The sequence below is a fragment of the Dolichospermum heterosporum TAC447 genome, from assembly GCF_024584745.1.
Lineage (GTDB): Bacteria > Cyanobacteriota > Cyanobacteriia > Cyanobacteriales > Nostocaceae > Dolichospermum > Dolichospermum heterosporum.
In genome coordinates, this window is sequence record NZ_CP099464.1 from 4,703,521 (window position 1) to 4,729,414 (window position 25,894).

At 38.8% G+C, this 25,894-nt stretch carries 24 protein-coding genes and 1 tRNA gene; 15 read left to right on the plus strand and 10 right to left on the minus strand.

Annotation, left to right across the window (positions count from 1 at the left end):
* Positions 1 to 49 precede the first annotated feature (49 nt).
* From NG743_RS21355 to NG743_RS21375, 5 genes are all read right to left on the minus strand, one after another.
* Positions 50 to 721, minus strand: coding sequence for a HupE/UreJ family protein (locus NG743_RS21355; protein WP_027401916.1), 672 nt, complete (start codon positions 719 to 721; stop codon positions 50 to 52).
* A 66-nt stretch (positions 722 to 787) separates the two neighbouring features.
* Positions 788 to 2,539: an ABC transporter ATP-binding protein gene (locus NG743_RS21360; RefSeq protein ID WP_257120843.1), complete on the minus strand. Its 1,752-nt coding sequence runs from the start codon at positions 2,537 to 2,539 to the stop codon at positions 788 to 790.
* 189 nt (positions 2,540 to 2,728) lie between these two features.
* Positions 2,729 to 3,415 (minus strand): septal nanopore formation protein FraI, encoded by a 687-nt coding sequence (fraI, locus tag NG743_RS21365; protein ID WP_027401914.1) that lies wholly within the window; start codon positions 3,413 to 3,415, stop codon positions 2,729 to 2,731.
* 309 nt (positions 3,416 to 3,724) lie between these two features.
* On the minus strand, positions 3,725 to 5,014 hold the full coding sequence (locus NG743_RS21370) for an RNA-guided endonuclease InsQ/TnpB family protein (protein ID WP_257120844.1): 1,290 nt from the start codon (positions 5,012 to 5,014) through the stop codon (positions 3,725 to 3,727).
* Positions 4,920 to 5,531 carry an IS607 family transposase gene (locus NG743_RS21375; protein ID WP_257120845.1) on the minus strand — a complete coding sequence of 204 codons (612 nt, stop codon included), beginning with the start codon at positions 5,529 to 5,531 and terminating at the stop codon, positions 4,920 to 4,922. The genes NG743_RS21370 and NG743_RS21375 overlap by 95 nt, the downstream gene beginning before the upstream one ends.
* A 330-nt stretch (positions 5,532 to 5,861) precedes the next feature.
* Here NG743_RS21375 and NG743_RS21380 point away from each other — a divergent pair, with 330 nt between their 5' ends.
* The 7 genes from NG743_RS21380 (at position 5,862) to NG743_RS21410 (ending at position 10,175) form a co-directional block, all read left to right on the plus strand.
* Positions 5,862 to 6,761: a DUF2382 domain-containing protein gene (locus NG743_RS21380; protein ID WP_257120846.1), complete on the plus strand. Its 900-nt coding sequence runs from the start codon at positions 5,862 to 5,864 to the stop codon at positions 6,759 to 6,761.
* Positions 6,762 to 6,804: 43 nt separating this feature from the next.
* Positions 6,805 to 6,987, plus strand: coding sequence for a CsbD family protein (locus tag NG743_RS21385; RefSeq protein WP_257120847.1), 183 nt, complete (start codon positions 6,805 to 6,807; stop codon positions 6,985 to 6,987).
* A 379-nt stretch (positions 6,988 to 7,366) separates the two neighbouring features.
* A complete protein-coding gene (locus NG743_RS21390; protein ID WP_257120848.1) occupies positions 7,367 to 7,996 on the plus strand; it encodes a general stress protein in 630 nt (209 codons plus the stop codon).
* Positions 7,997 to 8,010: 14 nt separating this feature from the next.
* Complete coding sequence (locus tag NG743_RS21395; RefSeq protein ID WP_257120849.1) at positions 8,011 to 8,481, plus strand: BON domain-containing protein; 471 nt, start codon at positions 8,011 to 8,013, stop codon at positions 8,479 to 8,481.
* 45 nt (positions 8,482 to 8,526) lie between these two features.
* The gene (locus NG743_RS26995) at positions 8,527 to 8,979 is read left to right on the plus strand and encodes a CsbD family protein (protein ID WP_371316449.1); all 453 of its coding nucleotides are present in this window, start codon (positions 8,527 to 8,529) and stop codon (positions 8,977 to 8,979) included.
* Positions 8,980 to 9,085: 106 nt separating this feature from the next.
* Complete coding sequence (locus tag NG743_RS21405; protein WP_027401908.1) at positions 9,086 to 9,592, plus strand: cation-transporting P-type ATPase; 507 nt, start codon at positions 9,086 to 9,088, stop codon at positions 9,590 to 9,592.
* 145 nt (positions 9,593 to 9,737) lie between these two features.
* On the plus strand, positions 9,738 to 10,175 hold the full coding sequence (locus NG743_RS21410; RefSeq protein ID WP_257120850.1) for a P-type ATPase actuator domain-containing protein: 438 nt from the start codon (positions 9,738 to 9,740) through the stop codon (positions 10,173 to 10,175).
* Here the strand turns inward: NG743_RS21410 and NG743_RS21415 are convergent.
* Positions 10,141 to 10,404, minus strand: a complete 264-nt coding sequence (locus NG743_RS21415; protein WP_257120851.1) for a hypothetical protein — start codon at positions 10,402 to 10,404, stop codon at positions 10,141 to 10,143. The genes NG743_RS21410 and NG743_RS21415 overlap by 35 nt on opposite strands.
* A 500-nt stretch (positions 10,405 to 10,904) precedes the next feature.
* Between NG743_RS21415 and NG743_RS21420 the strand changes: the two genes are divergently transcribed.
* The gene (locus NG743_RS21420; protein WP_257120852.1) at positions 10,905 to 13,583 is read left to right on the plus strand and encodes a competence protein CoiA family protein; all 2,679 of its coding nucleotides are present in this window, start codon (positions 10,905 to 10,907) and stop codon (positions 13,581 to 13,583) included.
* A gap of 125 nt (positions 13,584 to 13,708) precedes the next feature.
* On the plus strand, positions 13,709 to 14,245 hold the full coding sequence (locus NG743_RS21425; RefSeq protein WP_257120853.1) for a hypothetical protein: 537 nt from the start codon (positions 13,709 to 13,711) through the stop codon (positions 14,243 to 14,245).
* Between the two features lie 253 nt (positions 14,246 to 14,498).
* On the opposite strand, the gene NG743_RS21430 is transcribed toward NG743_RS21425, so the two are convergent.
* Positions 14,499 to 15,413 carry a sigma-70 family RNA polymerase sigma factor gene (locus NG743_RS21430; RefSeq protein ID WP_257120854.1) on the minus strand — a complete coding sequence of 305 codons (915 nt, stop codon included), beginning with the start codon at positions 15,411 to 15,413 and terminating at the stop codon, positions 14,499 to 14,501.
* A gap of 643 nt (positions 15,414 to 16,056) precedes the next feature.
* Positions 16,057 to 16,129, minus strand: a tRNA-Ile gene (locus tag NG743_RS21435).
* 240 nt (positions 16,130 to 16,369) lie between these two features.
* Between NG743_RS21435 and NG743_RS21440 the strand changes: the two genes are divergently transcribed.
* The 4 genes from NG743_RS21440 to NG743_RS21455 all read left to right on the plus strand — a co-directional run bounded on the left by NG743_RS21440 (position 16,370) and on the right by NG743_RS21455 (position 20,006).
* The gene (locus NG743_RS21440) at positions 16,370 to 17,065 is read left to right on the plus strand and encodes a hypothetical protein (RefSeq protein ID WP_027401905.1); all 696 of its coding nucleotides are present in this window, start codon (positions 16,370 to 16,372) and stop codon (positions 17,063 to 17,065) included.
* A 54-nt stretch (positions 17,066 to 17,119) separates the two neighbouring features.
* On the plus strand, positions 17,120 to 18,463 hold the full coding sequence (locus NG743_RS21445; RefSeq protein WP_027401904.1) for a hemolysin family protein: 1,344 nt from the start codon (positions 17,120 to 17,122) through the stop codon (positions 18,461 to 18,463).
* 241 nt (positions 18,464 to 18,704) lie between these two features.
* Positions 18,705 to 19,589: an ABC transporter permease gene (locus tag NG743_RS21450; protein WP_027401903.1), complete on the plus strand. Its 885-nt coding sequence runs from the start codon at positions 18,705 to 18,707 to the stop codon at positions 19,587 to 19,589.
* A gap of 21 nt (positions 19,590 to 19,610) precedes the next feature.
* The gene (locus tag NG743_RS21455) at positions 19,611 to 20,006 is read left to right on the plus strand and encodes a hypothetical protein (protein ID WP_257120855.1); all 396 of its coding nucleotides are present in this window, start codon (positions 19,611 to 19,613) and stop codon (positions 20,004 to 20,006) included.
* A gap of 42 nt (positions 20,007 to 20,048) precedes the next feature.
* Here the strand turns inward: NG743_RS21455 and NG743_RS21460 are convergent, their stop codons facing one another.
* Complete coding sequence (locus NG743_RS21460; RefSeq protein WP_027401901.1) at positions 20,049 to 20,486, minus strand: peroxiredoxin; 438 nt, start codon at positions 20,484 to 20,486, stop codon at positions 20,049 to 20,051.
* A 585-nt stretch (positions 20,487 to 21,071) separates the two neighbouring features.
* Between NG743_RS21460 and NG743_RS21465 the strand changes: the two genes are divergently transcribed.
* Complete coding sequence (locus tag NG743_RS21465; protein WP_027401900.1) at positions 21,072 to 21,476, plus strand: Npun_F0494 family protein; 405 nt, start codon at positions 21,072 to 21,074, stop codon at positions 21,474 to 21,476.
* 94 nt (positions 21,477 to 21,570) lie between these two features.
* On the plus strand, positions 21,571 to 23,043 hold the full coding sequence (gene cobQ / locus NG743_RS21470; protein WP_027401899.1) for a cobyric acid synthase CobQ: 1,473 nt from the start codon (positions 21,571 to 21,573) through the stop codon (positions 23,041 to 23,043).
* Between the two features lie 544 nt (positions 23,044 to 23,587).
* On the opposite strand, the gene ftsH2 is transcribed toward cobQ, so the two are convergent.
* Positions 23,588 to 25,474, minus strand: a complete 1,887-nt coding sequence (ftsH2, locus tag NG743_RS21475) for an ATP-dependent zinc metalloprotease FtsH2 (RefSeq protein WP_027401898.1) — start codon at positions 25,472 to 25,474, stop codon at positions 23,588 to 23,590.
* Between the last annotated feature and the right edge of the window lie 420 nt (positions 25,475 to 25,894).

Consider the following 25,894-nt stretch of genomic DNA (forward strand, 5'->3'; position numbering starts at 1 on the left):
ACTTCCGCCAAGCGGTGCTAATCCCAATACCTATTCCCTAATTCCTACGTTAAATTATTGAGTAGCCCAAAAATACGATACCAATTGCACAGAATACTAAACCAGCAAAACGGATGATTTTAGGTAAGATTTGATTAATTTCATTGATGCCAAAATTTACACCTATTTTTCTGGCACTCATGATAATTACTGTTTGAGTGAAGGCAACACTAATTACAAAGATAATCATAGTTAATGTTTCTGCACCGATGATGGATGTAGCATCGGAGTAACCTTGAAATATCCCAGCAGTAGCACTTAATAAAGCTATTGCTAACCAATGAATAGGAATTGGTGTAACTAACATTACTCCTAATGCAATGGTACAAATAGCAATAGCTATTCCTGACGCAGGTAAGATCACTGGAGATAAATTAATCAATTGTCCACAGATAGCAGCAATAACAAAAGTGATATTTAGCCAATTACCACGGGTAAATCTAGCGGAAAATAAACCTAATGCTACAATCCCTGCAAAACGGTCTAAACTAATCACCGGATCGGCTATGCCCCAAATAAAACCTTCCCATGTGCTGGAAACATTATGTTCAATGGGTGATCCACCGGCTGAGGTCAGTAAACTAATGACGACTAAAATAGCGATAGCTCCTAAAAGACGCTGCTGTTTAGATGTTAATAAGTTACTGGACTCAGAAGCTACTAACTGTGAATTTTTAAACATCTTTAGATTATGCTGGTTGGTGATTAATACTACTGCTAATTATTACAAAAATTAATCCATTTTGGCTCAATGTAATAGTTCTTCTACTTGATGTTGATTCCACAAATTTTGATAAAGTCCAGGCTGTTCTACCAGTTCTGAGTGACGACCCGTTTGAACGATTTTCCCCTGTTCCATGACCAAAATTCGGTCAGATGTGGCAGCAGCAGAAAGCTGGTGAGTAATAAAAATTACGGTTTTTCTTTTTGTCCCTGTAGCCAGATTTGTGAGGATTTGTGTAGCGGTTTGATTGTCTACACTGGATAGGGCATCATCTAACAGCAAGATGGGGGCATCAATTAACATTGCTCTTGCTAAAGCTGTGCGTTGTCTTTGTCCACCAGAAAGGGTAATTCCTCGCTCACCCACTAAGGTTTCATACTGTTGGGGGAAATTCTGAATTTCTGCGTCAATTTGCGCCATTTTGGCGGCGTAAACTACGTCTTCTGCGGCGGAGACAGGATCACCATAACGGATATTATTTTTGATGGTGGTACTGAATAAAAAGCTATCTTGTGGTACGTAGGCGATCGCACCACGTAAATCACTCACAGCTAATTTTGTAATATCCAACCCATCTAAAAACAACTGTCCTGGCTGAATATCCAATAATCTGGGGACAGCATTCGCTAAGGTTGATTTTCCTGAACCAACCGGACCAACAATAGCTACTACTTCCCCTGGTGCGATCTGAAAATTCAGATGTTCTAAAACTGGGGTATTTACACCGGGGTAAGTATAACTAAAGTTTACTGCTGTCAATTCCCCTTTGAGTTGGCTGGGTTCTACATGGATAGCGTCTGGTGTGTCTTGAATTTTTGGAGTCACGCTGAGAATAGTTTCCAAGCGATCAATACTCACTTCACCCCGTTGGTAAGCAGTAATAGTGAATCCTAATAAAGCGGTAGGGAAAATTAATCGCTCTACATAAATTAGCAAAGCCAGAAAATCACCAATTGCAAGAGTTCCAGAGGATATTCTGGCTGTACCTAACCAAATAATCATCAAAGAACTTAAACTTGCTAATCCACCAATCAGCGGAAATAGGGTGTTGCGAGTTTTAGCTAGTTTGAGATTAGCGGTTAATAGCTGCTCATTTTTCCGGTTAAATGCTTGACGCTCATTGTTTTCTTGGGCGTAAATTTTAATCAGTGCTATACCGCTCATATCTTCCCGCACCAGTTCACTAATTTCTGCAAGTTCTTCCTGAACGGCGGTTTGTTCATTACGCAAGCGATCGCTAAAAAAATGCACCATCAAAAACATGAACGGGTACACTGCTAATGATGCCAGTGTCAGTTCCACATTCAGAGACAACATGACGGGCAATGTTAGGGTATATGCGAATAAAGTATTTGCCAAACTCAATACAGCAAAACCTAACAACCGTCTAATATTATCTACATCATTGGTAGCGCGACTAATTAAATCCCCAGGAGTATTAACCGTAAAATAAGCAGGTTCTAATTGCAATAAGTGTTGAAAAATTCGCTGTTTCAGGTCAAATTCCACCTGTCTTCCCACGCCAAATATCCAAATGCGAGAAGCCATTCGCATCATCCACATAGCGGAACTAAGTAGGGCGATGAGAATTACATAATGGATGATTTGGGAAAAACTAAAACTCCGAGATAGAGTATCTACCCCTGAACGAATTAACAAAGGAATATATACACCCAGCCCATTGACAACTAATAAAGCAATAATACCGAAGACGGTTTCGCGCCAATAGGGGCGTAAATAAGCAGCGATTTTATCAAGTCTGTGAGATTTGGCCATGCCAACAATTATCTAACTTTTTGGTATTGTAAGAATAGTCAACAGAAAGAAAGAAGAAAGAAAGAACGAACGAAAGAAATTTCTCCCCCACTCCCCCACTCCCCCACTCCCCCTACTCCCCCTACTCCCCCACTCCCCCCACTCCCCCACTCCCCCCACTCCCCCCACTCCCCCTACCCCCTACCTCCTCTACGTACGTCCACGCAAGAAAACATAAATCTGATTGAGATAACTTTCCCATACTTGGGTAGTAAGTTGCAGGGTTTCTGCATTAGGAACAAAGTCTTCTACCCGTAACCCACGGGTGCTGATTGCTTGAGGATTTTGGAGTAAATAGGAAGGGATATTCGCAGTCAGACTATTGAAGGCTATGGTTTGAGAATTTATCTCTACCTTATGTGGGATGATATTTTGCTGAATATCTGAGATTGTGAAATTAGGATTTGCCAGATCAAAGGCCACTAAGGTAGATGGGGCAGTTGGCTGATTGATGTTCATCTCCCCAACTGTAGCAACGGGTGATCTGACTAGGAAGTAAGCGATCGCTGGTGTGCTGGACAAAAGCAAAACCGTCAACGCCCATCCTAATAAAAAACCGCCCGGTTTATCAATGCCACCGCCTTTGATTTTTTGAGCAGCTAAAAACAACATTAAAACCGAAGCACCCAAGGGCTTGAGCGGGAAGGAGATAAATCGCCACAACGAAGCCACCGCTGGTTCACTAGGATTGAGAAATGCTAAAGCTAAAACAACAATGACCAACCCTAAAATAAATCTGCCGACAAAAGTTACTGATGGATAGAATCTTTGAAACAAAGAAAAGGCTACAACACCAATTAAGAGCCATAGCAAAACCCGGCTTAACAACTGAAACATAAATTAACTCTCTAATTTTTTAGCGCAGTAAGCCTAAAGACCGCAGGAAGTGGATTAATTTTATCGTCAAGCTGACTTAAAAATACCTCACACCTCACAACCAAAGATTACCGCCGTAGTGATTTTAGTGCAATTTTTTGACACCGAGTGTATTATTTGCGATTTTCCCCAAGGGGAATTTTTAAATTATTTGGCTATAAATGAATTTATACACTTTTAAACCCACACAGATAATACAGATCCCCTTCTTCAAGAAGTCGGGGATCTGGCACTTTCCTACATATTCACTCAGTTAAGAATCTGATACTTTTAACCGAGACATTCCCTAACATCTGAGATATCGTGAATGTCCAGTACAACATCACCAACTGAGTTGGTAAAGGTGGTATCCCACATTGCCTTGAGGAAAATCCCCACGGCTCCATTAAAATCTCGCGATATTTCATAACCGCAATTAGGGCAAACAAAGTTCTTAGAACTACCAAGTTTTCTATGAACGTGTCCGCATTTCGTGCAAGTCTTCGATGTATATTCTTCAGTTATTCTCACTAATTTGGAACCGTAACGGTTACACAAATGCTCAAGAGTTTGAGAGAACTGATAGAATGCCCAAGTCATCATTGCTCTAGCTGTTTTGCTCCTTAGCTTCCGTTTCTTTTTAACAACCATTTGGGAAGTTTCAAAGGTAGGAAGTACAATCACATCATAGTTTTTAGCTAGATATGAACCGACTTGTTTATGGCACTCAGAGCGTAGGTTTCTAATCCTAGTTCTGAGTTTTTCCATCGCAAGTCTAAGTTTATATCTAAGACGTTTGAATTTATGTCCAACACTTAGATCGTGTTTTGATTTAAGTTTGTCAAGATGTGAGCAAAGTTTAGCTATTTTGTTGAAATCTCCATTCCCAAATTCTAAGAAATCGCTGCCATCAAAACCAGTCATAAAAGTTCTGATGCCGGGGTCGAGCGCAATCACTTTATTTGTAATGCTTACCGTTCGCTGCAATTCCACAGGGAAGTGAGCAAACCAGCGACCCTTGTTATAGGTGAGTTCTGAAGACCCGTTAGTTAAAACACAAAAATCTTGTCCTCTAAATTCAGGACGCGGTAGATGTTTAGTTGTTGATACCATCCATCTACCATTTTTATATGCTGACGGGTCAAATTGAATGGTTAGTTTTTGGTCACGGATACTTCGGAACTTAGCAATCCTTAGTCCTGCTTGAGGATGCGGTTTTTTGTCTTTACCTTTATTAATTGTTTTGGGGTTTTTGGCTGTTTCTGACCATGCTTTATATGCTTCCATTGAAGCGTTGTCTAGTATTTTAGAAACATTCAAATCTAAACACCATTGAGGGATTAAACCAGAGGCTTTAAGCATGGTTCTAAACCCCATTTTTCCACCTTTTTTACCAACCTTACTAAAGCCTTGATTTTCGTTTAAGTAGGCAATGGAAATGTTGTAAACCTTGCGAACGGCAGCCACCCATTTTTTCCAAATAAACTCAAGTTCCTTTACTGGATACACTCGGTAACTCACTGTCTTCAGCAACTTGTTTTTTGTACTTTCTGAGTCCGTACAATCGGCAACTGAAGACATGGATGATGGCAAGGATATCTTCAACCATTTCGCGCTCTGGACTGAGGTTCGTTTGGTTGAGAACCAATATTTGAGTTTGCTGCCTAGCACAGAGCCATGAGATAAGATCGAATCCAAAGCGACAAAGCCGATCTTTGTGGGCAATGACAACAAGTTTGCAAGTGTTGCCGAGAACTCTGTCCAGTAAGGATTGAAGACCTTTTCGCTTGAAGTTGAGTCCGCTGCCGATGTCAGTGATGATTTCTGCGCCAGGGTAACGAGACTGAAGAAACTGAACTTGTTGCTCAAGGTCGTTTTTCTGACTGCGGCTTGAAACTCTGGCATATAGAAGGGTGGTTCGCTCGTCTGGCGGATTGCCATGTCGAACAGGGATAATTGAATCGAGGTTATATCGTCTTTGTCCACCTTGGGTAAAGATGCCTTCGATTTTCCCGTCTTCAAGCCACCTTTCAAGTGTTTTGGTGCTGACTCCCAATCTGGTAGCAGCGACTCTTGGAGGTACATAATTTACTGTCATCTGATAGAACTAAGTTTGTTGCTTGTCCTATCATACCACGAATGTCTGGCTATGTCTAGTATGTCATGGTAAATTACGTCCTATCTCTAACTCTGTCTATTGACATACCAGCATAATCAACCCTTTGATGGACGGTCTTAATCATAAAAATAACTAATGTGTACATATTAGAACTAACAGAACAGAAAAACTAGTAACCCAATTGTACCAGGTTCTAATGTTGAGAATAATTTGATATTTGATGACATCAACTGATGGTGAAAGTGCAACGGGAGCAAAATTATCAACCTGTTGCCTGCAATATCCATAAAAAGTGGAGAGGGAAATAGTATGTCTCTTTTGAAAATCAAAGAATTTGATCCGAATTATCGAGAAAGTTTTGAAGGCAAAGACATCAAAGGTATGGGTGTCTATGCAACCGCAGATGAAAAAATTGGCACAGTCAGCGATATTTTAGTAGATGACCAAGGACATTTTCGCTATTTCGTTGTTGATTTAGGTTTGTGGATTTTTGGGAAAAAAGTTTTATTACCGGTTGGTCGTTCGCGCATTGATAATACATCTGAACGGATTTATACAGTGGGAATGACCAAACAACAAGCAGAGAATTTACCCGAATTTAACGAACACAAAGAAATTGATTATAACTATGAAGAACAAGTCAGAGGAGTATATCGTTCCGAAGCATTCTTAGAAAGTTCCGGTTCTGTAGATACAGCCAGTTCTCGACCTGCGGGAGCTACTATGGTAGCCCCTCCCATAGCCCCACCAAGAAAGTCAGGTAATGGTAGCGGCTATGACTATCAACAAGAACCTAATTTATATGCATTGAATGATCAGGATCATCAAACTTTCAAACTATATCAAGAACGATTAATTGCCAACAAAATCCGCGCCAAAACAGGAGAAGTGATTGTTGGGAAACATACGGAAACAGAAAAGGCGCGGGTTTCAGTCCCCATAGATAAAGAAAGAATTGTCATTGAGCGAGTTACTCCTACAAATGCTGGAGAAACGGTGACTTTAGGTAGCGACAGCTTTGGTACTACAGAAGTGAGTCGAATAGAACTTTATGAAGAAACTGCGGATATTCATAAAGAAGCTTTCTTACGAGAAGAAGTCAGAGTTGATAAAGTTGTAGATCACGAAACTATTGAAGCGGAAGAAACTCTGCGCCGAGAAGAATTGGATGTTAATACCCAAGAACATCCGAATGTGGAAAGAAGATAAAACCCAGATTCCGCGTTAGTAAATTTCCTATTAGGAGCAGATTATGAGTACAAAAAATAGAGCTAAGGCAACTGCCAAAAACATTGAAGGTAAGGTTCAAGAAGCAGTAGGTGATTTAACCGGAGATCCAAAAACTCAAGCAGAAGGCAAGGAAAAACAAGCAGAAGCCAAAATTCGCCACGCAGTTGAAGATGTGAAAGATCAAGCCAAAGAAATGATCGAGTAGATTAAGTAATTGGACAAAAATATTTACAGTCATTGCGAGGGAAGGGAAGCAATCACAACCCTTGGGATTGCTTCATTTCACTTCGTTCCATATGGCTAACGCAACGCTTACGCAATGACATTGTGTAATTAATTCTGTCTCACTACTTAACTAGTAGTTCGTCAAATTTATTTTGACGGGTAATGATCGGAAAAAACTTCTGTTCTTCCCTCCCCTGCCTCCCCTGCCTCTCTTCTCCCCCTGCTTGCCTTCACCCGTCATTTTCGGGTTGACAGACTACCAGGCAGGGGCGGGGGAAATAAGGCTTTTTTTGATCTTACAAACTAATTCTTAATTACCTTGTTACCTGCCACTTTTTCCCTTGTGAAAGGATAAAAAAATGACCTTGATTAATAATAAACGAGCAGTGGGAGTATTTTCTAGTCACGAAGAAGTAGAAGATGCTCTAAATGAACTGCGAGATAATGGATTTGACATGAATCAGGTATCTGTGATTGCTAAACATGATGAAGATCTAAATCAGCGATACCAAATTGGTGAAACACGAGTTCAAGAACCAACAGAAACCCGTGAAATCGGCCATGAAACCACTCATGAAACCACTCGTGTAGAGGAAGGCGCGAAAACTGGAGTCGAGGCAGGAGGAGCAGTTGGGGGGTTGGCAGGGTTACTAATTGGGTTAGGAACTCTAGCAATTCCAGGGATTGGTCCAATTATGTTAGCCGGAGCAGCAGCTACAGCGATCGCTACTACTATAGCTGGTGGAGCTATCGGAGCGGCAGTTGGTGGGTTAATTGGTAGTTTAGTAGGTTTAGGAATCCCCGAACATCGGGCGCAAATTTACCACGATTATGTAGTTGATGGGGATTATCTGGTAATTGTAGATGGCACAGAGGCGGAAATCCTGAGAGCAGAAACAATTTTCAAACGCCAGGGAATGCGTGAATGGGAAGTTTACAATAGTCCAACTATTAGCCGTTCTGCCAATCCTGTTATCTCTCGTGTGTAAAAGGGATGCAAACTATGAAAGCAATTATGCCTTTTGTCCTCAGTAGCATTTTACTTCTGGGAACAGTTGCTTGTGACAATAAAGCCAAAACTAGCAGCAGTGCGCCAGATACTATCGAGAAAACTGGTGAAGTTCCCACAGACAAAACAATTCTAGCCAATCAAAAAGACGCAACTAGCCAAGTTCGTCGAGATCAACTCAACGCAGATATTCGCGCCCGTGAGCAACGCAATAACGTCATTGGAGGAAGTGCAACCCGCGCTAATAGTGATCTTGCCAGTGAGGTTCGTTCTAAGTTGGAGGCGAATATCCCCTCTAGTCAATTAACTGTGGCTGCTAAAGATGGGGCAGTTGTCGTGGTTGGGAATGTCCAGACTCAAGAACAACTAAATAAAATTAATTCTCTTGCTAAAGAAATCAAAGGTGTCAGAAGCGTCAAAGTTGTAGTCAAAATTGTTCCAGCCGCACCCAGTCCAAAACTATAACCGATGGCATTTATTAATTGATAACCTATAAATCAGGAAAATTTCATGAAGATATTGTCACAATTTCGCAAGTTTTTTCTCATCATTAGTTTAGTTTTCTGTCTGGGAATTTTCACAGCTTTTACTGCTGAGGTTAGTCTCGCCCAGACTCAAATTGCCACCACCATGAATCGAGTCGAAGCCACAACTAAAAATATTGAAGGTAAAGTTCAAGAAACTTTAGGTAATGTGACAGGAAACAAAAAAGATCAATTCATGGGCAAAGCCAAGCAAGTTGAAAGTAAAGTTCGTAGTGCAGTTGAAGATATAAAAGATGCAAAATGGCAACCAAAATCCAGGGCAGTCACCAAAAATATTGAAGCTAAAACTGAAAAAGCCATAGATAATAGTATTGTCAACCCTAAGTATCTACCTGGTGGAAAAACTAATGATATAAAAAGTGAATCTCGTAACCCAGCAAATAAAATGAAAGAAGAGCTTCGCAACACTTTTAAGTAATCCTGAATTAAAACTTGTAGGTTGGGTTGACGCAAGGAAACCCAACATTTTTAGGATTTACTTGCTGGAAATTAACCAGAAATACAATTACTTTTAACATTCATTGATGAATTCACAATTAGCCACTTTTTGGAATTTATCTGCCGACCAGATATTTGTGCAGTTACAATCAACCCCACAAGGTTTAAGCAGTGAAGAAGCTAAACAACGCCTGAGTAAGTACGGTGCAAATAGCCTCAAGCAAAAACAGCAATCCCATACTCTGACTTTGTTATTAAATCAGTTTAATAGTCCGATTATTCTGATTTTGATTTTAGCCGCAATTCTTTCTATTTTTCTGCAAGACGCTATTGATGCAGTCATTATTCTCATAATTGTTTTCGCCAGTGGATTTCTGGGTTTTTGGCAAGAACGGGGTGCTGCTGATGCTGTCCAGAAACTCCTAGAACTGGTGGAAATCAAAGCGAGTATCCTCCGGGATGGTAAAGCCCAAGATGTCCCAGTAGATGAGGTTATGCCTGGAGATATTGTCCTATTGTCTGCCGGTAATAGTATTCCTGGAGACTGTTTGGTTTTAGAGTCACAAACCCTATCGGTAGATGAAGCTAAGTAGGTAAAGAGAAAAATTTAAAGGTATGTGACGAAATGTAAATTCAATGAATGCCTTGCAAATAGGTTATTTCACGGTTTTTACAAAACTAAACATATATCGTTTTTATTATGTTTACCTACTTACTTTGACTGGGGAAACTTATCCAGTGGCTAAAGAAACAGGGATTTTACCTGCTGAAACTGGTCTAGGACAACGCACAAACAGCCTATTCATGGGGACTCATATAGTAAGTGGCACTGCTAAGGCTGTGGTGGTGAATACGGGCAAAGCAACGGAATTTGGCAAGGTATCGGAACGATTAAAATTTAGACCACCAGAAACTGAGTTTGAGAATGGAATTCGCAAGTTTGGTTATTTTCTTTTGGAGGTAACTTTAACTTTAGTCATCCTAATTTTTGCCGCAAATATTTATCTTCAGCGACCAGTTTTGGATTCTTTTATGTTTTCGTTGGCCTTAGCTGTAGGACTTACGCCCCAATTATTGCCAGCAATTATTAGTATTAATTTAGCTCACGGTGCCAAGTTAATGGTCAAGAAACAGGTGATTGTCAAACTTTCATATCCCCCTTGTAGATGTTGGTAATTAATGCCTTATTTTTGGACTTACATTCAATGTAAAAAGTAGGATACACTGGTGATTCTCCTACTTTTGATGTGACTAGCATTGTAACAGTACGATAGTTTTTTCTACCTCTGAAGCTATTAGCGTCATAGAATTGGGTCATTGTAGCTGTCTCATTAACCTGTATCCATTGTGGTTCAGGTGGTTCAGCTTGTGCTATCAAGAAGGTAGAAAAAATGAGGTCTAACATGGCGCGATTCTAATGTAATGTAGATGTGTATCTACTGGTTATAACCTGTATTGAAACTCATCGTCAATAGTTAAAATTCAATTATTTCAGTTGCTATTTGTTGGTATTATTCGGGTCGAGTTTGTTCGATTAACTTGTAAAATATGTCAGGTTTTAATTTACTTTTATATTCATTTTTTATATCACGTAACTCTTCAGCAGCATTAACTTGTCCTAACATCCAACTAGCGTTCCATAAGAACCAAAGTGAGTTCTTAATAGGTAGAAATAAGTTAATGCTATTTTTACCAATGTTACCAATTAGATAGTTTTGAATATTGTTATCTAATTGGTTAATGAAGTTATTAACAACAATGTCCTGTTGCTTAACTATTTTTTCTACCTGTTTGTTTGATAGTTGTTTCTATCTGTCTTCTAGATCGCCGCAACTTGTTGTAGTTACTGACATTAGTAACTAAATATGGTATAAATGAATCAATAAGTCATTACAGGAATTAGATATGGATATTGCAAGAGCGATGTACTTGGGAGGTACAACTATTCGTGCTAGTGAAGGTAATTATTCATCTTATGACAAGAAAGGTTTACTATGTTGTTTTTGTGGTGAACCTGTTTATTTAAAGAAAGGTGATATTAGAAAACCTCATTTTGCTCATTTTCCAGGTACAGATCCTAAACAGGTAGAAGAATGTGAATTAAGAGCGTCATCTTATGGTAACAGTTCACAACTAAATAGTTTCATTAAAGATAGAGGACAAAGATTAAAGATATTTCAACAACATTTTCTAAACTTAATTTCTTTTGAAGGTGATAAACCTACTACTAATTTAGATTTTAACAACTGGATTAATTCAATTAAACGTGATCATAGTACAGTAATTGATATTATTGTTAATGATTGTACAGATTATTTCATAAGAAATTGTCATCAAATAGCAGCTAAGTATATTAAGCAAATAACAAACAACGATAATAAACCAATTTTAATTCAACAAGAAATAGCATTAGAAGCAATAAGTTATTTGTGTGTTAAGTCTAGTTGTAAGTTAATAAAATACTTACTTCATTACGGTATTTACAAATTGTTCAAACATGAAATAAGTAACTTATTTAAAGATGAAGTTAAAACACAAAATGTAGATAATATTTGTCATCTTGTTATTAAGATAATTGTGTTAAATATTTGGACAGAAGCACTGAATGAGGTTGAAAGTAACAATATTAAAATTCAAAGTCAAACTAAATTATCAAGTCAATTATATGAATTATCTAACGCATCTCAATTTTGTGTTAGCTATACAGTCATGGGTGGGAAGAAAGGGAATGTTCCCATCGTATATACATTAGAAGCAATTAACGGTAAGTTATTGATCTATTTTCATTCAACAGTAGCGGTTAAAAATGAAGTTACTGGTAAGACTGATAACGTACATAACAAATTAGAAGTGGGTGAGATAAAGGCTGTTCCCGGATCATTGTACATTGATTTGAAACAAGACTTACTGCCTAATAAACTAATCTTTGATGATTACAACTTTCACTGTGAACTACTTGTTAATTATGCGTTACCTGACTGGATTAGTCGTTCTGCTGACTTAGTAGAAAGTAACAAGATAGCACCTGTATGGTTAATCGTTAGTAAGTTAATTATATTAACTTGCTATGATGAAATAACCAATGAACTTAGTATTAATGAAACAAACACTGTAAAAACATTTAATGTAGTGCAATGGTGGGAGATACTTTTAGATTCTGCTAAGGAATGTCCGACAGTATTACAATTTCAAAATGCAGCAAAACTTAATCAACAAATGGCTGTAATTACTAAACAAACATCAACAGGTAAAACAGATATCTACTTTTTTCTATCTTCTATAGATGGCAACATGATCCGATTACGTAACGATAAGAAGAACGTTCTTGATATGAGATTAGACTTATCGTTAGGATTGTATTATGAGACTCCTTTAATGAAAGATAGTAACCCTAATGTTGACTTAATTAATCTAATATCTGACATTAGCAAAAATACAGATAAGTTAGATACTAGCTTAGGTTTAGATTGGTTAGTAGTTGCGTTTAAAGTCTATCAAGTTGTAATCATGAGACGGGTTGACGCTGTATCAACTGAGATAGTTAACGCAACAATTAAAGATTGGATAGCAGCTATTAAGTCAGTAACAGACATTAACAACGCTATCGTGATAACTGACTTCTTACTTAACAAATCCTTTATGGGTAGTCGGTTAAATAGTAGTGAGAAAACTAGCTTAAATCAGGTACTAACTAAGTTAAAGAACTCATTACAAAGTGAACAAAGTCAGAACAAACTTAAACATACAGTTGACGCGGTTAATGTAACTAACATAACTAATAACACTACTCAAAAGTTAACTAAGGAAAATCGTAATAAATGGCGTAAACCTAGTTATGTTAAATCACTGTTGCAACGGTTAAAGGATAACCCACTTGTTAGAAGTAATCAGTTCCAAGGTGTAGATTATTTTGTTAGTAAGTGTGTTATTACAATACCTGAAAATAACACTAAGTTGGCAGATAAGATCCGCCAATTCCTAAGCTTTGAGGTAGAAAAAATAAGTGTTGATATACCTGAAAATATACGTCAAGACTACGACGGTAAAATGAAAACTACCATCCGTTATGATTGTGATGATCAGGTGCTACTTAACCTAGTAACTGAACAATATACTAACAACGAACGCAGTATTTGGAACGTTAAACATAATCCAGATAACTACAGTATTGATGTTAGTTTAAAATTAAATGTTAGTAAGTTAAGTTTTAAGCAACTTAATATAATGTACAAAAAAGCTAACAAGTATTATGAATCAATAAGCCATGATACCATTTTTTCTATCTTAGATATGTTGGTACTAGATAAGAGTGAATTAATCAAGATAAGCCGCACTCCTCTAATTATTGCATTTAACATCTTGTTAAGTCTTGATCCGGTAATTGACTATTATCAGTTTATTAAACAAATAAGAGTAGATACCGTTAACGGTGATTTAATGTCTTGTATCAGCTTACCTACTATTGATGTTAAAACAAGTCGGATCATAATGATACCTGACTTAAATCTATTCAATGAGATGAGTCACTTAACACCAGTTGGAACTATGCTGATTGTAGGGAACACAAAGATATTCAAAGTGTAACAATAGCGCGATCAATGGGTACTAAAGTAGTTAAGAATAATATTCTTAGTAACCGTTATAAGTCAGATAACAAACAAGTTGACACTAACTTTACTGAACATAGCACTAGAACCTATTTATCTAATATGTTTCTGTCTATCTGTAGCGATAACTATGATCTAGTTGGTAGTCGTCTGTTATTTGAATTAGTTAGTAAAGGTCAAAATCAGTATGGTGATCCGTCAATAGCTTATCTACAAAAGACAACTTATGAGAGTTATGAAGATAGAAAAAATGGTATAAGACATACTACCGATAGAGTAACAACTGAAGTTAACAAAGCTTTATTAGATTTCTGTAAGTTACATGGTATAAGACAAAATAAGGTATTGGGGCGTATTGCCTTACAAACTAACAGACATCTAATTGAATATGTTGGTTTACTTTACATCAACAAACACGGTTATCTATCCTACAAATCATTTGATGCTAACAAGACTAATAATCATCCCGAAGTTAAACAATACTTATCGTTACATGGGTTAAGAGATGATCGTTTTGTTAGTCCTAGTCGTATTAGTGTTAACTGGAAACAAATACTCAACTTAGATGTAGTTCCAAAGTCTAAACAAGGTAACATCAGTTATGAGTTTACAGATAACTATCCTTATACAGTTATCTAGCTTTACCTTACTAACATAACCGCTTCTTTATTGGAACATTTAATAAGAACGCCGCTATCTGTTTTTTCTACCTTCCATTATCACTACTTAACTGTAGTTATGTTGGTGCAATACTACCTCTAGTAATACCTAACTTACTATAGCTATTAATTGATATATTCCTATTGCGTTATTGTGGTAAGTTGATAGATATTACTTTGATTAGTATTCTCGCAAGTTACGCCATGTATGGTATTGGCATTACGATATATTGTTAATGTATCGAGTTTATATATTCCTTGATGAAGCTATTACGATTGGGGTGGCGTAATTTGCGGAGTGCATTAGCTTCAATTTGCCCAATTCTTCTGCTAGTAACATTGTAAATTGGACTTATTTCGTCGAGTTTTTTCTCGTAACCATCATCTAAGCCATAGCGAAGTCTGAGAACGTCTCTTTCACGGGGACTGATACTTTCGAGAACTTTTTCTAGGTCTTCTCGCAGAAGATATCTAATTACTATATCTTCTGGTACTTCTTGATCTGATTCAATAACTTCAATATCTAAAGTTTCTAATGAAACAACTTTCTGATTCCATATTTTCAAATTCATCACTTCCTTAGCGGAGATGCACATACATCTTGCTATTTGACTATCTGTAGGTTTGTCATGCAGTTCTTGTTGTAACTCATCAATAACTTTTTGCAACTTTGATATTTTTTCATAAATCCCAATTGGCAGACGTATAGTACGACAATTATTAAAGAAAGCTCTGTTTATTGCATTACGAATGTACCTACAAGCATAGCTAAAAAATGTACAACCTAGATATGGATCGTATCTGTTGACAGCTTTTATTAACCCAAATACACCTTCCTGAAATAAATCTGGAAACTTTACATCTTTATTGTGATATTTGATGGCAATCCATGAGACTAAACGAAGATTAGAAAGAATCATCTTTTCTCTAGCTGCTATACCTTCATAAATTGCGTCATATAGTTCTGATAGACTGATACCATTAGCCGCAGCTAATTCATCATCAGTTGGATAACGATCAAATTTTAATATCCAATCTGTTTTATGTTCTTCAATTAATACTAAAAGGTTTATTCTTTTACTTAGTTCTAATTGCTGATAAGATGTTAAAAGTGGGTATCTTTTTAAGATTTTGTGAATATATGACACTTGTAAGACCTCAAACTTCCCGGTATTTTAAGATAAGGCTGATGAAATACTTGTTTTCTATCTTACCTATTATCGCATATAGCTAGTATTGTAAGTAAATACTTGTTTCTATCACGCTGCTACTGTTGCCATGCAAGCGCAATTCAAAACAACTATTACCTAACTTGATTTAACGCAATTTTGAAAACACCTAATTGTATAAACCTCTAAAACAGCCGATACCACCTTTGCATGACAGTTTCTACCTGAAACTCAAAACAGAGGCATTACAGGTCAATATAGCGTGAGTAGTTAGCTGATATGGCTATCTGCTAAATAAATATAAGCTGAAGGGATAAATTCAACTCTAATTGATTAGTTAATGTTATGAAATAGCCAAAAGCAATAATTTTATCTCAATCAACCAATTACCCGTAAGTAGTTGTTTTGGGGATACAATAGTTGTATTGAGAGAAAACTGAGAGAAACTAGGTAGTTAAGTAACTACTTATCCACTGCAAAAACTTCTATCACCACCTTAACAAGCTGTTAGTTGCTTACTCGATTTACCATTAGTTATTGATTAAATATTGAGTAACTACAGGGGATGCAGCGAAATCATAATTCGTCTGAAGGATGTTTGATATTAAGTTGTTTAAAAAAGTGCGCCCTGCTGGAATCGAACCAGCCTGAAGACGAATTATGAGTTCGTTGCCTCCCCAATCGGCCAAAGGCGCTTATTTACTTGGATTTTGACCTTGTAATTTCAAGCTTAGTCATTTATTTTATGACTTCACTTCAACCACATTACACCATCGTATCATAATTTGGCAACCTATAAACAATCATCAAGAACAATTCCCGATTTTTCTTCCTTGTAGGACTGTAGGGAGGTAAGTTTTGCTAGAATTGGGAATGCCAAATTCAAAAATCCCCATTAGCATATATAGTAACTAAATCTAAATTTCTATTTCCTAATGAAAATAAATACTACTGTACTACTAACTTTAATTTTGTTAACTCTGATGTTGGGTGCCGGTTCTGCAAGTGGTTTTTTGGGCTTTACCTTGGGGAGTATGGCACTTAAAGGTGTCACTACACCAGATGGTCGTCCTGTGACTAAACTTAACAGCAACAAGGCTAATAACCCCCAGGAGGAAAGTGTAGCTTTCTTAAAAGAAGAAGATATTCTCGAAACCGTGAAATCACGAATTAACGACAAAAAAAAGGGTAATAAACCAGACAAATCAGAAGAAGAAGAGATTAAAGTTACCAAGCCGCAACCAAAGGAAACACCCGTCGTCGAAGAGACTTCTCAACCAGGATTTCCTGTAACGGCTGAAAGTGAAGGTGTTACCATGTCTGTAAAATCTATCCGCTATTCCGGTGGTGATTTACTACTAAAAGTGAATATGCAGAATAAAGGTGGGGAGTCTGTGCGGTTTCTCTATAGCTTTTTAGATATTACTGATGATAAAGGCAGAACTTTGAGTGCAATTACCGAAGGTTTACCCGCAGAACTGCCCGCAAAAGGTGCAGAATTTAAAGGTACAATCAGCATTCCTACCGCTTTACTTGATGATGTCAAGCAGATATCTTTATCTTTAACTGATTATCCGGCTCAAAAACTCAAGTTACAATTGTCTGATATTCCTGTAGAGAAAGATAATTAAGATTCGATTTGGGATTTTCTGCTCCAGTTGTCAAATTCTACACTATCTTAGACAGTGAGTGCTTTTTCTACTTTAAGTTGGACAGATACAGGACTGCGATTGTGTAGCGTGCTAGTGCTAATTGCTATCAATGCCTTTTTTGTGACGGCGGAGTTTTCAATGGTGACGGTGCGACGAACTCGGATTCAACAGTTGGTACAAGCCGGTGATATTCGAGCGATCGCAGTGGAAACATTACAACGTAGTATTGATAGACTACTATCTACAGCCCAACTAGGTATTACCCTTTCTAGTTTGGCGCTAGGTTGGATTGGCGAAAGTACAATTGCTGTATTGGTAGAAAAATGGCTCGATTCCTGGCCGTTGAGTGTGAGAATTAATTACTTACTCGCTCATTCTTTATCAGTCCCCATTGCCTTTTTTGCTATTGCTTACTTACAAATTGTTCTAGGAGAATTGTGTCCAAAATCAGTGGCTATGTTATACTCAGAACACCTAGCTAGATTTTTGGGACCATCTGTTAAATCTATAGTCCGGTTTTTTAGTCCCTTTATCTGGGTTCTTAATCAATCAACCCATTGGCTATTAAGATTGTTTGGGATTGAATACACGGGTCAAAGTTGGCGACCGCCTGTTACCCCGGAAGAGTTACAATTAATTATCTCTACAGAACGAGAATCTACGGGTTTAGAAAATGCTGAACGAGAACTTTTAAATAATGTCTTTGAATTTGGGGATATTACCGCTGAAGATATCATGATTCCTCGCACTAGCATTATTGGTATCCCCATAACTGCGAGTTTTCAAACCTTACTTCAGGAAATAGCCACCACTGGTCACTCTCGCTATCCTATTATTGGTGAATCTTTAGACGATATTCGCGGTATAGTGTACTTTCAAGATTTAGCACAACCTTTGGCGTTAGGAAAAATCACACCAGAAACACAAATCCAGCCTTGGATGCGTCCACCTCGATTTGTACCAGAACCAACGCTTTTAAGTGAACTTTTGCCAATGATGCAGCAAGAGAAGCCCGCTATGGTGATGGTGGTGAATGAATTTGGGGGAACTGTGGGACTGGTAACTATTCAAGATATTATTGCAGAAATTATTGGTCATGCTGGCGGACTTGACAGTACCAATGATTTACTGATTCAAATGGTAGACAAGCAGACATTTTTGGTGCAAGCGCAAATTAATTTAGAAGAAGTTAATCAAATCCTACATCTCAATTTACCTTTAATTAGAGAATATCAAACTTTGGGCGGGTTTTTGCTCTATCAATGCCAAAAAATCCCCAACAAAGGTGAGATATTTCATTATGACAATCTTGAATTTACTGTTATCTCTGTGACTGGTCCGCGTCTTCACCAAATCCAAATTAGAATTTTAGCTTAACCGAAAGATATTATTGGATATTGGTTATAATATAGTATTAAGAATTATGAATATTCTTTGCTAATTAAAAACTACAGAGATGTTCATAATTGATACATTTTTCAGAATTCAGAATGTTTGCGCCAACAGAAAACACAAGAGAAAAATATTCTTCATTTTGACTCGTAGACTCCTGACTGGGCGCAGTCCCTGCGCCCCTACCTCCTAAATTCTTGCATACATTTTAACGGTAGCACTTCCTATGAATAATGATAAAGCAGTGATGAATTGGCAAGAACTCACCGCATCTAATGTAGTGGTGAATACAAACTCCAACTTCTTGGCAGAAATTGTTCAAGAAACTTTTGCTTTAACTCGTCGTCTATTTATTCAACTTCAACGTCGTCCCTCTAGCCTGATAGCTGGGATTATTCAGCCTGTTATGTGGTTAGTTCTGTTTGGGGCTTTATTCCAAAATGCTCCCAAAGGTTTGTTTGGTAGTACGACAAATTACGGACAATTTTTAGCAGCAGGTGTGATAGTATTTACTGCTTTTGCTGGGGCGTTAAATGCCGGCTTACCTGTGATGTTTGATAGAGAATTTGGCTTTTTAAATCGCTTGCTGGTTGCACCTCTAGCTTCCCGCTTTTCAATTGTTTTTGCTTCTGCTATTTTTATTATTAGCCAAAGTTTACTCCAAGCAGCGGTAATTGTGGCAGCAGCGGCATTTTTAGGGGCTGGTTTACCTGATATTACAGGATTATGTGCGATCGCTCTCATTGTCTTTCTCCTAGCTTTAGGTGTCACCGCTATTTCTTTAGGTTTAGCCTTTGCATTACCCGGACACATTGAACTTATCGCCGTGATTTTTGTAACTAACTTACCATTATTATTTGCCAGTACAGCCTTAGCACCCTTATCTTTCATGCCCGGTTGGTTGCAGGTTATCGCCACAGTCAACCCTCTTAGCTATGCAATCGAACCCATTCGCTATTTGTATTTACACAGCAATTGGGGATTAAATGATATCGTTATGCACGCCTTTTGGGGTGATGTTACCTTTGGGGTAGCGTTGTTAGTATTACTCGGTTTTGCAATAGTGGCTTTATTGAGTATTCAACCTCAACTACGCCGCAGTCTTGCTTAAAAATATATAAGGGGAAATTTCATGAAAAGTCCATTTTTACCAGTTCGCAAAATTATTGTTGCCACTATCGCTGGCATGAGTTTCGCTTCTCTATTAGGAGTATCACCCACCTTAGCTGATCCTAATCAACCTTTTGGGACTTTGGAAAGCGATCGCAATAGCAATACCTTATCTGGTAATGGCTCAGATTTCAACCCCCTCAGTCTCATGCACACATTGCAAATGAGCAATACCCAGTGGAATGCGGAACAACAAAACCAACAGTTAGATCCAGCCATAGCCGCATTTAAGGCAGAACAACAGAAACTTCTTCAACCTCAACTACAACAAAATCCAGGCACTTCTGCCATTATCCCTGGACAAAACCTCTTGCCTTTACAGATTTTACCATCATCAGGTAAATTACCCGTTAAATAGGAAATACTGGGCGCAGACCCTGCGCCCCTACGGAGTTAATGATTAAAGTCCCAGTTTTGCTAAAACATCACTAGCTTGGGTAGTAGTGTTAACAGCAGTATCAACATCAATGATTTTGCCATCACCATCAATGATGTAGGTAACACGCTTGGCGTAACCACCACCATCAACATCATAAGCTGTAATGATGCTTTTGTTGGTATCAACTAATAAAGGGAAATTCAGATTATATTTGGAAGTAAATGCTTGGTGGGCTACTTCATCATCAGCACTCACACCTAAGACGACGATACCTTTACTTGTATAGTCTGACTGAGCATCGCGGAAACTGCAAGCTTGTTTAGTGCAACCTGGTGTGTCATCTTTGGGATAAAAGTAGAGAACCACTGTTTTACCAGCAAAATCAGACAATGAAACTGGATTGCCGTTAGTGTCTGTAGTGGTAAATGCAGGTGCGTCTGTACCAACTGCTAGAGGCATAATTCACCTTATCCTGTTTAAAAAATATTCATGCAATCAAAATTTTACATTGACACTCTCCGGTCTAAAGACGCGGAGATTCTATAGAGAGTTTCAGTCTATATCCCTCAGTTATCCCAGGTTCAGGCATTGCCTTAAATATTTGGGTTCTTGCCCTGATTTCGTTGGACCTGGCGGGCGAAATCATATCTGACAAGCGTAACTTTCCGAGAGTCCCTCGGTAGCTTTTTATGTCTTTAGTGACAATCTAGTTGTATCACGAATATGGATTAAAATCAATGCAGGACTTATCCTGCCTCTAGTACAAAACGGCGTAAATAAACCAACCATTCTAAATCCTCCAAAAGCCTATACTGTCTTCATTTTGACTTTTGACTTTTGACTTTTGACTTCCGCCTTGCGGTACTAGCCTTCATCCCTTGTCTAAAGCCCAAATGTGGCTTCCTGAGTCACCCACATTTTCAAGGGTTTTCGGCGTTCTTCCTTATAATTTACAATATTTAAATAACTTGCTTACCGAATATTCTGCCAAAGAGGTATTTATTTTCAAAGCATTGACAAAAAGCCCAACTTAGAGTAAGAAAAATGCCTACTGTGGATTCCTCAAACCTTAAACCTTTAGTTTATACTAGCAAAGCCCTAGAAAGAGCGGAGCGATCGCTAACCTGTTCCCCCTTTAACTTGAATTTGTTTATAGCCATGACTAGCCAAAGTATCCAACTCGGTGCTATAGCAATGGAGAAAGGAACTCAGCAAAATTACACCAAGCAACCCTTATCAGAATTGACCTGTGAAAACGCTTTAGCCTGGTTAATTGATGTGGGAGTATTGCGGCGAGAAGTTGATGGTCAAGGTATTACAGACAGTTTTCGCCTAACTCCCTTGGGTCATCAATTGATTGTCAAGTTAAAAGATCAGAAATTGCCTAATCCTTCCCTGAGCGATCGCTACAATGATTTTATAACTCGTTGGTTACGTTTACCCTTTTGACCGAAATTAATTGTCCTTACCTCGTTCCTAGCCTCCGGCTAGGAATGCCAACGCTGAGGCTCTGCCTCATGTTAATACTAAAATATAGTTAAAAATGAAATCAATCATGGTAGTGGGAACAACATCCCACGCAGGGAAATCACTCATAACCACAGCTATTTGTCGGATTCTTTCCCGAAGGGGCTGGCGAGTATCTCCCTTTAAAGGTCAAAATATGGCTTTAAACGCCTATGTTACCGCCAGTGGTGGCGAAATAGGCTATGCTCAAGCAGTGCAAGCTTGGGCGGCGGGAATAGCCCCCCTAGTAGAAATGAACCCAATTTTACTAAAACCTCAAGGGGATATGACATCCCAAATTATCCTCAAAGGTAAAGCCATAGGTAAAGTCAGCGCCACAGATTATTACGAACAATATTTTGAGATTGGTTGGCAGACCATCAAAGAATGTCTACAATACCTATCTACAGAGTTTGATGCCCTCGTTTGTGAAGGTGCTGGTAGTCCCGCCGAAATTAATCTAAAACACAAAGACCTCACGAATATGCGGGTGGCAAAACACTTGAATGCACCCACACTTTTAGTAGTTGATATTGATAGAGGTGGAGCATTTGCTCATGTCATTGGCACATTAGAACTATTAGATCCAGACGAACGCGCCTTAATTAAAGGAGTTGTCATTAACAAATTTCGGGGACAGCGCTCAATTCTCGAACCCGGAATTAAATGGTTAGAAGAACGCACAGGGATACCAGTTGTCGGCGTGATTCCCTATTTAGAACAGGTTTTCCCAGCGGAAGACTCCCTAGATTTACTAGAACGCAAACCCGCAAAAGCTAATTCTGAACTAAATATTGCGGTGATTCGTTTACCCAGAATTGCCAATTTCACCGATTTTGACCCCTTGGAATCAGAACCATCAGTCACAGTCAAATATTTACATCCTAAGCAAAGTTTAGGACATCCAGATGCAGTAATTATCCCAGGAACAAAAACCACCATTGCCGATTTAATTACCTTGCAAAAAAGCGGTATGGCGGAAGCAATTCAAAACTATGCGGCTTCTGGTGGAACGGTTTTAGGCATTTGTGGCGGTTTTCAAATGTTGGGACAATCTATAGCTGATCCAGAAGGCATGGAAGGACAAGTTGGTAAATATCCAGGGTTAAGTTTATTACCCATGAAAACAGTAATTACTGGTCAAAAAACTGCCCGTCAGCGTCAAGTTACTTCTAATTATCCCCAAGCGGGTTTACCTGTGACTGGGTTTGAAATTCACCAAGGGCGCTCGCGCATAGAAAACCCAGCAGATCAAAAATCCTGTCAGCCTTTATTCGATGATGCTAATTTAGGGTTAGTAGATAGTTGTCAATCAGTTTGGGGAACTTATCTACATGGAATTTTTGATAATGGTCCTTGGCGACGAGCTTGGGTAAATCGTCTCCGGCAACAACGGGGTTTGAAATCTTTACCCACAGGTGTAGCGAATTACAAAGAACAGCGAGAGCAGATGTTAGATTCTTTAGCCACTCAAATTGAAGAGCATTTAGACTTAACACCGTTTATATAAGTAATTGGACAAAAATATTTACAGTCATTGCGAGGGAAGGGAAGCAATCACAACCCTGGGAATAGCTTCATTTCACTTCGTTCCCTATGGCTAACGCCACGCAACGCTTACGCAATGACATTGTGTAATTAATTCTGTCTCACTACTTAGATTAAGATTTTTTTTCAGTTCATCGGATTTGAGTTGAATCAATAAAAAGCTAAATATCCCCCTTGGAAATGGGGGAAACCGGAAAAATTAGTTCCCTCCCCGATGCCTTGGGGAGGGTTAGGGTGGGGTTATTTGAGGAATAATCGTGATTCGATAACTTGTGTGTACACCGTAGATCCTTAGACCGGGGAGTGTCAAATAATTACCCCATCATGTTTCGCCTAAAAACGCAAAAACGCCAACCGAAAAAAAGAGATTTATGGTATTGACAAACAATTTTTAAACTGTTATCATAGAACCGATAAGGAAGAACTATCTTGCAATTATTCGACTAATAAAAAGACAAAATCCCCGACTTCTTCAAGAAGTCGGGGATCTGATTGCAAACTAAACCTTACAGCATGGGAACAAACTGAGACTTATCAGGGACTTCCGCGTACTCAGCCACAATTTGCCGAAGTTCGTCGCCATTAATGGTTTCTTTCTCAATCAACAAATCAACCAAACGGTCGGCGAGACTACGATGATCACGCATGATCTTCTTGGCGTTGGTATAGCATTCTTCCACAATCATTCTGACTTGACCATCAATACGACAAGCGATCGCTTCAGAATACTCAGAACGGGTTGTCCAGTCACGACCGAGGAACACTTCACCCTGTTGGCTTTCCAAAGATAAAGGACCCAAATCAGACATTCCAAATCGAGTTACCATTTGTCGTGCCATTCCTGACAACTGCTGTAGATCTCCACCCGCACCGGTGGTGACTTCCGCTGATCCAAAAACTACTTCTTCAGCAGCCCGACCACCCAAAGCCCCGGTAATTCTGGCTTTTAGCTGAGAACGGCTAATTAGACCTTGTTCCTCATTAGGTGTAAACCAAGTTAAACCCTGAGCTTGTCCTCTGGGAATCAGAGTCACTTTTTGCACGGGGTCATGGTCTTTGAGTAAAGTTCCGACCAAAGCATGGCCGATTTCATGGTAAGCAATCAGACGCTTACTTTTGCTGTCTATCAAGGGAGTACCTTCCATACCAGCAACTACCCGATCAACAGCATCATCAATTTCTAGTAGAGTGATGCCTTCTTTGCGTCTTCTCGCTGTGAGAATCGCCGCTTCGTTGAGGAGGTTAGCTAAATCTGCACCGGTAAATCCAGGAGTCCGCCGAGCGATCGCGTCTAAAGATACGCTAGAGTCTAACTTCTTATTTCTAGCATGAACTTGTAGTACTTCCAAACGACCTTTCATGTCTGGTGCATCTACAGTTACTTGTCTATCAAAACGACCAGGACGCAACAAAGCAGCATCTAGGACATCAGGACGGTTAGTAGCAGCAATAATAATAATGCCAGTATTGCCTTCAAACCCATCCATTTCTGTTAATAATTGGTTGAGGGTTTGTTCCCGTTCATCATTCCCACCACCAATACCAGCACCCCGTTGACGACCCACAGCGTCAATTTCATCAATAAAGATGATACAGGGAGCATTATCTTTGGCTTTTTTAAACAAGTCACGGACACGGGAAGCACCCACACCCACAAACATTTCCACAAATTCCGAACCGGAGATAGAGAAGAAAGGCACACCAGCTTCACCAGCGATCGCTTTTGCCAGTAAAGTTTTACCAGTTCCTGGAGGTCCGACCAATAGTACACCCTTGGGAATGCGAGCGCCCACAGCAGTAAATTTCTCAGGTTGCTTGAGGAAGGTAACAACTTCTTGTAATTCTTCCTTCGCTTCTTCAATTCCCGCTACGTCGTCAAACTTCACCCCAGTTTTCGCTTCCATTTGGAAACGAGCGCGGGATTTACCGAAATTCATCGCTTGTCCAGGACCACCGGGAAGATTATTAGAGCGCCGGAACAAAAAGAACAAGCCAGTAATCAATAAAACTGGGAAAACTAAATTACCCAAAAGTCCCCAGATTGCCCCATCGTTTCGCATCGGATGAGCATCAAAACTAACTTGCTTCTCCCGCAGCTTTTGGATTAATTCTGGGGCATTCACAGGCAAATCTACCCGCCAGCGTTGGGTGCGGTTTTCGATGTCTTGGTCATTAGCTTCAATAATTGCTGTTCTACCACCATCGTATAGGTCTACATTGGTGACACGATCTGCATCCAAATATTCCAAAAAGCGCCCATAGGTCATGCGGGTGCTGGCAGCGTTTTTACCTGTCTCCGCAGGAGCGCCTGCAAAAGCACCTTGCCAGAAGAAAAAGCCGATTACCAAAGCCAACACTGACCAGAGTGCTACGACTCTCCAAGAGAATTTCATCTTTAATTTGCCTCTAGATACTAATATGACTGCTTTTGTAACGGATGTTCATAAATCCATTTTGTAATTTGAGCCATAAAACGTCGGTTTGCTTATGGCCGATTCATGAAGTTTGTCTAGAATCTTAATTAAATTTAACCTAATTCTCATACTAATACCAATTAAAAATTAAAAATTAAAAGTTAAATATTCCCAAAATCTGACACAGTAAGGATTTGGGGCTAATTTATATTTTGCTATCCCTAATACTAATTTTATGCTGGACTGCAAAGGACTACCAAATTCATTTATATTATTCATGCTTTAAAGCTCAATACAATGCAAAGGTTACGGAGAATGAACCACGAAGAAACGAAGAAGCGAAGGTAAGAGTTTTAGAGAGATTTTTCCTGATGGGCGATAGTGTAGCATATTAATTCT